The 11,879-nt window shown below is 63.6% G+C and carries 7 protein-coding genes; 6 read left to right on the forward strand and 1 reads right to left on the reverse strand.

Going from position 1 to position 11,879, the window contains the following annotated elements; genetic code table 11:
• Positions 1-155: 155 nt before the first annotated feature.
• The 3 genes from ACYVI5_RS00150 to ACYVI5_RS00160 all read left to right on the forward strand — a co-directional run bounded on the left by ACYVI5_RS00150 (position 156) and on the right by ACYVI5_RS00160 (position 4,119).
• Positions 156-1,418: an ABC transporter permease gene (locus ACYVI5_RS00150; protein WP_460578474.1), complete on the forward strand. Its 1,263-nt coding sequence runs from the start codon at positions 156-158 to the stop codon at positions 1,416-1,418.
• Positions 1,419-1,438: 20 nt separating this feature from the next.
• A complete protein-coding gene (locus ACYVI5_RS00155) occupies positions 1,439-2,359 on the forward strand; it encodes a carbohydrate ABC transporter permease (RefSeq protein WP_460578475.1) in 921 nt (306 codons plus the stop codon).
• A 71-nt stretch (positions 2,360-2,430) separates the two neighbouring features.
• Complete coding sequence (locus ACYVI5_RS00160; RefSeq protein ID WP_460578476.1) at positions 2,431-4,119, forward strand: type 2 periplasmic-binding domain-containing protein; 1,689 nt, start codon at positions 2,431-2,433, stop codon at positions 4,117-4,119.
• A gap of 89 nt (positions 4,120-4,208) precedes the next feature.
• Here the strand turns inward: ACYVI5_RS00160 and ACYVI5_RS00165 are convergent, their stop codons facing one another.
• A complete protein-coding gene (locus ACYVI5_RS00165) occupies positions 4,209-6,638 on the reverse strand; it encodes a glycosyl hydrolase family 95 catalytic domain-containing protein (RefSeq protein ID WP_460578477.1) in 2,430 nt (809 codons plus the stop codon).
• Between the two features lie 310 nt (positions 6,639-6,948).
• On the opposite strand from ACYVI5_RS00165, the gene ACYVI5_RS00170 reads away from it, so the two are divergent.
• From ACYVI5_RS00170 to ACYVI5_RS00180, 3 genes are all read left to right on the forward strand, one after another.
• The gene (locus ACYVI5_RS00170) at positions 6,949-9,138 is read left to right on the forward strand and encodes an alpha-galactosidase (protein ID WP_460578478.1); all 2,190 of its coding nucleotides are present in this window, start codon (positions 6,949-6,951) and stop codon (positions 9,136-9,138) included.
• Between the two features lie 73 nt (positions 9,139-9,211).
• The gene (locus ACYVI5_RS00175) at positions 9,212-9,643 is read left to right on the forward strand and encodes a hypothetical protein (RefSeq protein WP_460578479.1); all 432 of its coding nucleotides are present in this window, start codon (positions 9,212-9,214) and stop codon (positions 9,641-9,643) included.
• Entirely contained in the window at positions 9,630-11,873 is a 2,244-nt protein-coding gene (locus tag ACYVI5_RS00180; protein WP_460578480.1) for a X2-like carbohydrate binding domain-containing protein, read from the forward strand. The genes ACYVI5_RS00175 and ACYVI5_RS00180 overlap by 14 nt, the downstream gene beginning before the upstream one ends.
• Positions 11,874-11,879 lie beyond the last annotated feature (6 nt).

The raw sequence follows: 11,879 nt of genomic DNA on the forward strand, positions 1-11,879 counted from the left end.
TGTGAACCTAGCTGGTCAGTGGCAGGGCGTCGCCGTGACCCCTACTTTACGGCGCCGACGCTGTGATTCGGCTCAGGCTGAGGGTAGCGCATCTGGCGATCTTCTTTCTGCCGTGTCATAAGGCGCTCGGCCCGACAAGTCGCATGATTTGCGGTATGACGTCGCATGCTGGCTCGTTCAGAGTATGCAAAATGAGCGCATTTATTGACAACGGCAAAGAAATACGTTTTGCTGTACACGATCCGAGCCGCCCGAGGCCGCTGCTCCCTGTCGGGGAGACGATCCCGAGCCGGGTTGTCGACCGCGAGTCCCGGATCAGCGCCACGCATCCGTATCTGTTTGGAGTCTTCGATGACGAAGGTTGGACAACGGGAGGCGCGCGGAACGCGCGTCGCCCGCCGAGCGCATCCTGGGTCAGCCGGATGACCGGCGCACCGGCGACGGCACCACCAGCGACAAGAGCCTCGCGGAAGGCGCCCGCAGTCCGCACGGTGCCCCGGCGTCGTAGCCTTCGGCAGCGCTGGAAGATCTCACTCCGGCGCCACTGGCAGCTCTATCTGCTTACGGTCCTGCCGCTCGCGTACTTCGTGATTTTCAAGTACGTGCCGATTAGCAACGCCATCATCGCGTTCAAGAACTACAGTCCGGTGCTCGGCGTCTGGGGTAGTCCATGGTCCGGGATCACGAACTTCCAAGCCATGATCCAGAACCCGGTGTTCCCGACGTTGATCTCGAACACTCTGATTCTGTCCGGCTACGCGATCTTGGCGAGCTTCCCGATTCCGCTCATTCTGGCCCTTGCGCTCAACGAGGTCCGGCTGCGTTGGTTCAAGAAGACGGTGCAGATGGTCACCTACGCCCCGTACTTCATCTCAACGGTTGTCGTCGTGTCGATGCTGATTCTGATGATGGCGCCACGACTAGGCGTCGTCAGCCAGGTGTTTGGGTTCTTCGGCATTCCTGCGCCCGACTTTCTGGGCAACCCCGACTACTTCAGGCACATCTACGTCTGGTCGGATGTCTGGCAGACGGCCGGCTACTCCGCCGTCATCTATATGGCGGCGCTCTCCGGCATCGATCCGGCGCTTTATGAAGCGGCAAGGGTTGATGGCGCATCGCGGCTGCGCAAGATCTGGCACGTCGACATTCCGGGAATCATGCCGACGGCGATGATCGTGCTCATCCTGAGCGTCGGGAACATCATGGCCATCGGCTTCGAAAAGGTCTATCTGCTGCAGAACCCGCTGAACCTCGGGCAATCCGAAATCATCGCGACCTACGTATACAAGCTCGGCATCCTCAACGCTGACTTCGGAACGGCTACAGCCATCGGCCTCTTCAATTCGGTGATCAATCTCGTGCTGCTCCTGCTTGTGAACTGGGTCGCACGTCGAGTGAGTGGGAGTGGGCTGTGGTGACGGTAGATCGTGTAGCCGACGTGAGTCGGGCCGCGTCTAAGTTGCGCGCGAAGAAGCGCCACATCCGCGAGTCCCCGACGGATCGCGCGCTCCTTGTCGTGATCTTTCTCGGTCTCACGTTCGCCGTGCTCATCGTGCTCTTGCCCATGCTTTATATCCTCGCCAACTCGTTCTCCTCGCCTCAGGCAGTGACGGCAGGAGAGGTCTTCCTGTGGCCCATCGACTTCACGCTCAAGGGCTACGAGACGGTCTTGTCGGACCCGCAAGTGCTGACTGGATATGCGAACTCACTGTTCTACATGGTCGCCGGAACGTTCATCAGCACGACACTGACGATCTGCATCGCTTGGCCGCTCTCGAGGCGCACATTCATGGGGCGCAACGTCATCATGACCGTGATTCTCTTCACCATGCTCTTCAGCGGCGGGCTGATCCCGACGTATCTCGTGGTGCAGCACCTCGGCATGCTCGATACCCGCTGGTCGCTGCTGCTGCCGCAGGCGATCGCGGTCTGGCAGGTCATCATCGCGCGCACATTCTTCAGGTCCGCAGTCCCTGAGGAACTCGTCGAGGCTGCATCGCTCGACGGGTCGAGCGATCTGCGCTTTCTGTGGAGCGTCGTGCTTCCGCTGTCGAAACCGCTCATCGCGGTCATCGCCCTCATGTACGCCATCGGTCAGTGGAACGGCTACTTCGACGCGATGCTCTACCTGAAGAGCTCCGACTTGTTTCCGCTCCAATTAGTGCTGCGAAACATCCTCGTGCTCAACGCGACCAACGGCGGAACGAACGATCTGGCTGCACAAGCCCAGAACCAAGAACTCGTCAATCTCCTGAAGTACTCGCTCATCGTCATCACGAGCGTGCCGGTCCTGGTCATCTACCCCTTCGTCGCCCGCTACTTCAACAAGGGCGTCCTCATCGGATCCGTCAAAGGCTGAAGCCTTTCTCGAATCCACGAACACAACCGCACATCCCGCACTGCAGTCCATTTCCAAGGGAGGAAAGACCCATGTATCTCGCTACCGACAGTCGCAGCCGCCGTCGGCGCCGGCTGACACGCATGCTCACCGTAGGTGTGAGCAGCGCGGCACTGCTCGCTATTTCGGCGTGCACCAGCAGCGCGCCGAACAATTCCGATGACAAGATCGGCGGCACGGCGCACATCAGTGTGTTCGCCCAGCAGGGCACGGGCCAGGATCTCGCCACCAACGAGTTCACCAAGCAGCTCGAGAAGAAGTTCAACATCAAGTTCACGTGGCAGACCACGACCCAGGACTCCTCCGTTGCGCCCCAGAAGCGGCAGATCTTGATGGCCAGTGGTGATTACCCAGACATGTTCCTGCTTATCCCCTGGGTCGACCAGTTCAACCAGGTCGATGTCGAGAAGCTTGCGCAGCAGGGTGTTGCTGTGCCATTGAACGATCTGATCAAGCAGTACGCGCCCCACATTCAGAAGGTGATCGACACCAACCCCGATTACAAGGCCATGGTGACGTCGCCGGATGGGAAGATCTACGGTCTGCCGCAGCTCGCCGAGACCCTGCACATCCAATACCCCTCGAAGCTGTGGATCAACACGGCATGGCTCAAGAAGCTCAATCTCCAAATGCCGAAGACCACCGAAGACATGATGAAGGTGCTCGACGCCTTTAAGAATGACGACCCGAACGGTGACGGCAAGAATGACGAGATTCCGCTCAGCGGCGACTCGCACGACACCCTGATCCCGTACTTCATGAACGCGTTCATCTATGACCCGCAGAACCCCGACAAGGGGATCCAATCGACGACCGTGCTCAATCACGGCAAGGTCGATATCCAGGCGAACAAGGAGGGATGGCGCGAAGGCCTCCAGTACATCAAGTCACTCTGGGATGCAGGCCTTATCGACAAGGGTGCCTTCACCCAGAATCCTGCTGCACTCGCCCAGGAGGGCAACAACTCCGGTCCGGTGCTGCTTGGCAGCGCAACTGCCCTGCACCCGTACATCTTCGTGAGCCCAAGTGCTAAGGACGGCCGCGACAAGGACTACGACGCCGTGCCGCCGCTGACCGGGCCGAAGGGGGCGAACTATGCGACCTACGCGTATGGCAGCGTCCCTGGCGCCACGTTCATGCTGACGAACAAGGCGTCGGAGAATGACCAGGTGGCCGCCATAAAGATGATGGACTACCTCTTCACCGACCAGGGCCAACTCGACGGCAACTTCGGACCGGAAGGCAAGGGATGGGCGAAGGCCAAGCCGGGCGACGAAGCGCTCAACTCGAAGGTGAAAGCACAGTTCGTCAACCTGCAGCAGACCACTGATCAGTTGAACGCCGACGCGTGGCAGGCTCTGTCGACCTACAACCAGAACGCAGCCTTCCGCGAGTCGCAGGCCGAGCCGACCGACATCTACGACCCGTCGGGATACGAGCGGCGGCTCTTCGATGCCACCCAGCTCTATGTGGGTCACCAAGACAAGAGCGAGATCTACCCGTCGTGGAAGGTCTGGCCCGACCCGGCCAAGGCCACACAGGTGGCCACGGAGCAGACGAATATCGACAACTACGTGACGCAGAACGCACTGGCGTTCATCACGGGATCCAAGAGCCTCGACACGGACTGGAACTCGTACGTGAAGGGCTTCGACGGCCTCGGCCTCAAGGACTACCTGAGCACCTTGCAGACGGCGTACGACAAGTCGATCAAGAAGTAGCGCGAGTCGTGGCCGTGCACCGATAGAGGTGCACGGCCACGACTTCGTGGATGCACCCAGCGAGGAACGGCGCGCCGCTGGATGCTGTACTACTCCTCTGAAGCGGGGTCCGCTGCGAATACGTCGTCGAGACAGATGGGATCGGCGCTGACAGGGAGAACGACACGCTTGCCGTCGAACGCGACGGTGATGTGGTCGCGAGCCGCGCCGGTGGCATCCGTCAATGTGAGCTCTGAGGGACGCCCGTCCAGCCAGCTCAGGTCGACGGCCAACCCGCCCCGTGTGCGGATGCCCGTGATCTCTCCCTCTGGCCACTCGGCAGGGAGAGCGGGAAGCAGGCGCAGAGGATCATCGTCCTGGCCTGTTCCCGAACCGACCAGCATCTCCGCGAGCGCGGTCGTGAAGCCGAAGTTGCCATCGAGCTGGAACGGCGGATGCGTCGAGAAGAGGTTGGGCAGTAGGCCTCCCCACTCGGATCCGTCCACCGGCGCGTCCACATCGGGGTTGTCGGCGTAGAGGCGAGTCGCCTCACGGAACAGCGACAGCGCCGTTTCGCCGTCGCCGAGGCGGGCCCGCAGCGCGATCTTCCACGCCCACGACCAGCCCATGGCGCCGGGACCGCGCAGGTCGAGGGTGCGCCGTGCTGCTGCTGCGAGTTCAGGCGTGCGCTCGCTATCGATCTCGTTCAGCGGGAACAGACCGATGAGGTGGGAGAGGTGACGATGGTGCGGGTCCGACGAGGATGCCTCCACCCCCCACTCGCGAAGCGAGCCGTCGCCCGCGATCTCGGGCCGTTGCAGCCGCGGCAGTGCGGCGGCCACCTCCACCAGCAGGGGGTCGTCGAGGGCTTCCCCCACGACGGCTGCGGCGGCGAGCGTTCGCTCGAAGGTGGTGCGAATCAACGTGAGATCCATCGTGCTCGACGTGGAGACACTGCCGATGGAGCCATCCGGCCTGCGGAACGAGTTCTCTGGCGACGTGGACGGTGACGTGCCTAGCGAGTCGTCGGGGAGTCGCACGAGCCAGTCGAGTGCGAAGCTGCTCGCTCCGCGCAGAATCGGCAGCATTCGCGCGGCCAGCTCGTCGCGATCGCGACCGTACTCCCAGCGCTGCCATAGGTGGTCGCACAGCCAGAGGCCGCCCATGGGCCAGAATGCCCACGACGCGGCACCATGACCAGCCCCGGCAGGCAACGCGTAGCCCCAAGGGTCGGTGTTGTGGTGTGCCACCCATCCGCGAGCGCCGTAGAGTTCTCGCGCCACGGCTTCCCCATTGCGCGAGAGTCTCTCGATCAGATCGAGCAAGGGCGTGTGGTGGGCACCAAGACCGGTTCGCTCCGCGAGCCAGTAGTTCATCTGGGTGTTGATGTTGATCGTGTAGTTCGACGACCAGGGCGGCCGCATCGAGTCGTTCCAGATGCCCTGCAGATTTGCCGGCGGAGAGCCCGCGCGCGATGACGAGAACAGGAGGTAGCGACCGAACGCATACATCACCGTGGCGATGGCACGATGATCGCCCGCCGAGAGCAGTGCGACCACGTCCACAGGCTCTTCCTGCCGCGCGCCGATCGCGAGTCGTGAACTGCCGAGCTCCGCTGAGGATGCCGTCATGTGGCTGTGCCTGAGCGATTCGGGATGGTGCTGCACGAGTTCGTCAGCCCGTCCGCGAGCAGTCGTGCGCAGGTCGTCTCGGCTCGACATAGGTACCCGCTGCCAAGCACGACGGGCGTTCGTCTCGGTCGTCACGGTGAGAAGGATGCTTCGCACGTGTCGGAGGCGAACCGTGTCGCCCTCGACGGCGGTGCTGCCGTCCGCTCGTATCGCGATGGCGACAGCGGCGACCGGGTCGAAATCGATTGCTGGCAGAGTGGCGCCCCGCCACCGGTGCGCCGGGGCCTCCGGCTCGTGGGCTGGTGCACCGTCGACGGGAGTCTCGAGCACGATGCTGATGCCGGAGGCATCGACCGCCCGCTCGACCACGCGCAATCCGGACCGGAAGGTGAGGGCGGCGTCGATGGGGTGTTCGGAGACCAGCTCGACGAACAGCGCATCGTCGGACGCGGATGCCCAGGTGCGTCGTTTCACGGCGCTATCGCGGCATCTGAATCTTTCGGTGACCACGGCGGCGTCGAGATCGAGCACGCGTTCGTACGGTGCATCATCGAGCGGGCCCAGCTCCAAGTCGAGGTCGCCAAGAGGAAGAAACTCTTGACTCCACGGGCCCTCGAAGGTGCGCAGCAGCTCTTCGACGCGGGCGTCGTCGCCGCTCGCCACGGCATCCCGCACCGACCGCAGGCGTTCGGGACCGGCGCCGGTCGCAATGACTTTGTTCAACGCGGCGTGCGGTGCGTCGGGAGTCCCGGACCACACCGAGGAGTCGTTGAGGGCAAGCCGACCACGTCCATCACCGAAGACCATGGCGCCGATCGAGCCGTTGCCGACGGGTGTCGCCTCCGTCCAGCGCCGAGCAGGAGCGTTCCAGCGGAGGCGCACCGGCGCGCCTGCGGTCGAGTTCGTCACGTGCAGTCCTCAGGGTGTCGAAGGTATGGCGATCACAACGTGCTGCGGGGGTGTGGGGTGGAACCGGGCACCAGGTGTGCGTGCATCGGCCCTCAGCTCAAGACAGCGTAGGGCAAGAATGTTTTTGACATCAATTAAAGTGGCGCGTCGCTGCCACTCACATCCCCGTTCGATCATCGCGCGTTCCGGGCTAGAAGGTCAGCGCTTTGCGCTGATCTCTCACTTGTGAAGAAATCTACGATTCGCGGTTGCGCTTCTCACTTGACCATGGTTTATTGACACAGTCAACTAATTGAGCCTGGGAGTTTTCATGCCCGACGGCACCGCTGCCGTTCTCGCCCTGCACGCCGCCGGCGTATCACTCGTCGTCGACGCGTCACGGCATGTGCCTCGCGTGCTGCACTGGGGTGCCTCGCTCGAAGCCCTTGACGATGTGGCGATAGCGGCACTGCGTGAGACCGCGGAGCCTGCCGTGCTCAACAACTCGCCCGATGTTCCGCGCATTTTCAGCCTCTGGCCCACCGAGTTCGAGGGATGGCTCGGCAGCCAGGCGCAGACCGGCCACGCGGCGGGCACCGCCACCACACCACGTCCCCAACTCGTCGACACCGAATTCGAGGATCGAGGCACGGGCGGGGGGCGGATAGTCTTCCACCTGGAGGACGCCGTCACGTCCACGCGGTCTTGTCTGGCGCTCGAGCTCGATCCGTACGGGGTACTTGCGGTCGACATGTGCATCGAGCGCGACACCTCGGGAGACGTCCCTTACACGCTTGGCGGTCTGCGGGCATTGATGCCCGTACCCGAGCGGGCGACGGAGGTTCTCGACTTCGCTGGCAAGTGGTGCAGGGAGCGATCGCCGCAGCACGGTGCCATGCGATTCGGAAGCCATGTGCGACGAGCCCACCGCGGAAAGCCGGGGCACGACGCGCCGTATCTCGTGGTCGCCGGCACCCCTGACCTCGCGTTCCGCCATGGCGAGGCATGGGCGGCGCACCTGGCATGGAGCGGCGACGCCGAATACCTCGTCGAACGTCTGCCGGAAGGGGCAGGCACCTTCTCATCGGTGCTGGGTGTGGGCGAAGACCTTCGCTGCGGCGAGATCATCCTCGGCAATGGCGACCGCTACGACGCGCCCACAGCGCTGTTCGTCTGGAGCGATCGCGGTCTGGACGGGCTGGCGGAGCGCATGCACGACCGTTTGCGAGCCAGGCCACGGCATCCGTCCTCGCCAAGACCGCTCGTACTCAACACCTGGGAGGCCGTGTACTACGACCACGATCTCGAGCGGCTCGCTGACCTCGTTGATCGCGCCGTTCGGGTAGGGGTCGAGCGGGTGGTGCTCGACGACGGCTGGTTTCAGGGTCGCAGACATGACGGAGCCGGGCTCGGGGACTGGGTCGTGGACGGCAACGTCTGGCCCGACGGCCTCGGCCCTCTCGCCAACCTGGTGCACGGTCGGGGCATGCAGTTCGGACTCTGGTTCGAGCCCGAGATGATCAGCCTTGATTCCGAGCTGGCGCACGAGCACCCCGACTGGGTGCTCGGACCGAGGCAAGGCCTGGGCGCGCCGGCGCGGCACCAGTACGTGCTGGACATCGCGCGTGCGGATGCCTGGTCCTACGTTCTCGAGCGCATCAGCGCGATCGTCACCGAGTACAGCGTCGACTACATCAAGTGGGACCACAACCGCGACCTCACCGAACCGGTCGGCCGGCGGGCGTGCGGCGACCGCCCGGTCGTCCACGAGCAGTCGCAGGCGCTCTATCGCATGCTCGATGAGCTGCACCAAAGACATCCGGGGCTCGAGATCGAGACCTGCTCTGGCGGTGGCGGTCGCGTAGATCTGGGCATTCTCGATCACACAGACCGGCTGTGGCCATCCGACTGTAACGACCCCGTCGAACGTCTGCAGATCGAACGCTGGACGAGGATGCTTGTGCCGCCCGAGCTCATCGGCTCCCATCTCGGTGCCGAGCGTTCGCACACCACGGGCCGTCGCACCGACCTCTCTTTCCGCCTCGCCATCGCACTGACGTCGCACGCCGGCATCGAATGGGATCTACGGAACGCGAGTGAGGAGGATCTTCAGCGCGTCTCAGCGTGGGCGCAGACCTATCGTGAGTTGCGACCGCTGCTCCACTCCGGCCGCGTGGTGAACGCCGATCTGGCAGACGAGACGGCCATGCTCAGCGGGATCGTGGCTCGAGACGGGAGCCGCGCTCTCTTCACGTGGGCACGCCTGACCACCAGTGCGCACGGGCAGTCGGGTCGGGTTCGTCTTCCCGGTCTCGACCCGAATGCGCGGTACGTGGTTCGGGTCCGGGACGAGCTCGGTGACGTCAGCCGCCACGAGAACGCCGACCCGGCATGGGTCGTGGCGGCGTCCACGCCAGCCGGTGCATCGCTGCCCGGTTCCGTGCTCGCCATCGCGGGTGTGCCGCTGCCCACCCTCAACCCCGAACAAGCAATGGTCTTCGACGTCGCCCGGCAACCATGACGGGCACGCGGTGGAACGACGCGCAACAGCGCTGAGGGTCCATCGAGAACGATCCGCGGCACCGACGCCTCGGATGAAACCAGAGAGGAATACGCATGACACGGCATTCCCGGGCGCGGCGATCCTGGGGGATCGTCGGCGCCACCGTCGTGGCTGTCGGTCTCATGGCTGCTGCGGCCACACCGGCAGGCGCGATACCCAGCACCGCGACACCGACTCCGACGACCACCACTCCCACCATCACGCCGCCCCCGACATCGACCGCGAACCCGACATCGACCGCTACCCCGACATCGACCGCGACCCCGACGGCAAGTCCTCGGACGTCTCCAGGCGCCACGGCGAGCCCGACGCCCACAGCATCGGCAAAGACCGGTTCGAAGCCGAGCCCCACCGCGTCAGACGTGCCGGTGCCGACCCCGATAAAGCCGGCGGCATCCACCGCGGACCCCTGGGCCGTGAAACCTTACATGGGGTGGAGCAGCTACAGCATGCAGGTCTATGACAACAGTAAGTGGATCACCGGCAAACAGATCATGGCCGAGTCGGATGCCATGCATGCCAAGCTGCAGAAGTTCGGCTACGACTACATCAACATCGACGCCGGCTGGAGTGACGGCGTCGACGCCAACGGTCGGCCAGTGCCTAGCAAGACCCTCTACCCCCAGGGATTTCAGACTGTCATCGACCACGTGCACGCCAACGGCCAGAAGCTCGGTGTGTACATGATCCCCGGCATCTCGCCCGCCGTCTACAACGCGGCGCTGCCCATCGCGGATGCACCTGGATGCACGACCCACGACATCGTGAAGCAGCCACCGCAGCCGTCGGACTACTGGAAGATCGGGTACAAGATCGACTTCTCGAACCCTTGCTCTCAGAAGTACATCGACTCGATCGTCGATCTCTTCGCCAAGTGGGGCGTGAACTTCGTCAAATTCGACAGCGTGACCCCGGGATCGGGGATCACGGACCTCTCGATCGACGCGCGTGATGACGTTGCGGCGTGGTCAAAGGCGCTGAAGGCGCACAAGATCTGGTTCGAGCTCTCATGGGCGCTCGACCCGAACTACGCTTCGTACTGGAAGTCGAAGGCCGACGGCTGGCGTATCGACTGGGATGTCGAGTGCTACTGCCAGGGCGTGGCGCTCACTCAGTGGAGCAACATCGCACGACTGTTCCCCGACCTGGCCACGAGGTGGCGAGATGCCGGTGACGGGGGATGGAACGACCTTGACTCGCTCGATATCGGCAACGGCAAGATGGACGGCCTGACCCGTGATGAGAGGCAGTCCGCCGCCACCCTATGGGCGATCTCGGCCGCGCCGATGTCTACAGGCAATGACCTCACGCAACTCGACTCGTACGGTCTGAGCCTGCTCACCAATCCTGAGGTGATCGCCGTCGACCAGGCGGCTACACCGGCCCGCCCGGTGTCGACCTCGACCCAGCAGCAGGTCTGGTACACGCTCGAGCCCGACGGGAGCTACACCGTGGCACTCTTCAACCTTGGCCAGACCGAGAAAGACATCACGGCCAACTGGTCTGACATCGGCCTCAGCGGACCTGCCAGCGTCCGCGACCTCTGGAGTCACAAGAATCTCGGAACCTTCTCTTCGTCGTTCACCGGATCGGACATCCCGATCCATGGCGTCCGGCTGCTCAAGGTGACGCCGAAGTCGGGAGACCATGTTGCCGTCAACGACGATGCACTACGCGTCGGCTACGGCGGCGACTGGACGCGCAACGGGGGCAACGAGGTCGCGGCCACCACGCAGGCGCTCGGCGTGACGGTCACCGACACCGGTACACCGGCGCCGCCCAGCACGACAGGGGCAGACCTCACGACCACGGTCGACGACACCGACCCAGGCATTACGTACACGGGCAGTTGGAACAACAGCACCGGTCGCGGGTTCGGTGACTACGGTGACGGCGTCCATTGGACTCAGAATGTCGGCGACTCGTTCTCGTACACGTTCACGGGCACCGGTATCTCGTACCTCACCGAACTCGACGAGTCGGAGGGCAACGCCGACGTTTACATCGACGGCAGTCTCGTCAAGACCATCAGCGCGTCAAGCGATGCGAGTCATCCGCATGTGGCGCAGCAGACGGTGTTCTCTACGAGTGGCCTCACGAACGGACAGCACACTCTGAAAGTGGTGATGAGGTCCGGGCAGTTCATGCTGCTCGACTGCCTGAAGGTCGTGCAGCCTGGCCTGATCGACCCCGCTTCTGTGTCGTTCGACGACAAGGCGCCTGCGGACGTCAGCGTCACGTTGCTGCGTGACCCTAGCGAGCTGGCCGGCATAGCGTACAACGGCACAACGCTGAAGAAGGGCACCGACTACTCGGTGTCCGGCTCGAAGGTGACACTCGCCAGTGCGTTCCTGAAGACGCTGCCCATCGGATCCGACAGTCTCGACGTCTCGTTCCGTGGTGACGCCTACGACGACGTGCACGCAACCACCACCAACGGCGACTCCGTCTCGTACACCTTCAAGGGAACAGGCGTCGACTGGATCACGGCGACCGGGCCGGACCAGGGCCTTGTCGACATCTACATCGACGGCAAGCGAGTGAAGCGCGTCGACACCTCCAGCGAGTCGAGGCGCACCCAGCAGTTGACGTACTCGGTGTCGGGGCTGCACAAGGGAACCCACACGTTCATGGCGGTGAAGGCATCAGGCGACGTGATGCGCACCGACGTGATCCGGTACACGGTGGGTTGAACCTGG

This window comes from Humibacter ginsengisoli (assembly GCF_054780095.1).

Excerpts from the sequence above, each read along its gene's own strand:
- ACYVI5_RS00150 (WP_460578474.1), top strand. The coding sequence starts at position 156 with ATGACGTCGCATGCTGGCTCGTTCAGAGTATGCAAAATGAGCGCATTT.
- ACYVI5_RS00160 (WP_460578476.1), top strand. The coding sequence starts at position 2,431 with ATGTATCTCGCTACCGACAGTCGCAGCCGCCGTCGGCGCCGGCTGACA.
- ACYVI5_RS00170 (WP_460578478.1), top strand. The coding sequence starts at position 6,949 with ATGCCCGACGGCACCGCTGCCGTTCTCGCCCTGCACGCCGCCGGCGTA.
- ACYVI5_RS00175 (WP_460578479.1), top strand. The coding sequence starts at position 9,212 with ATGAAACCAGAGAGGAATACGCATGACACGGCATTCCCGGGCGCGGCG.
- ACYVI5_RS00180 (WP_460578480.1), top strand. The coding sequence starts at position 9,630 with ATGCAGGTCTATGACAACAGTAAGTGGATCACCGGCAAACAGATCATG.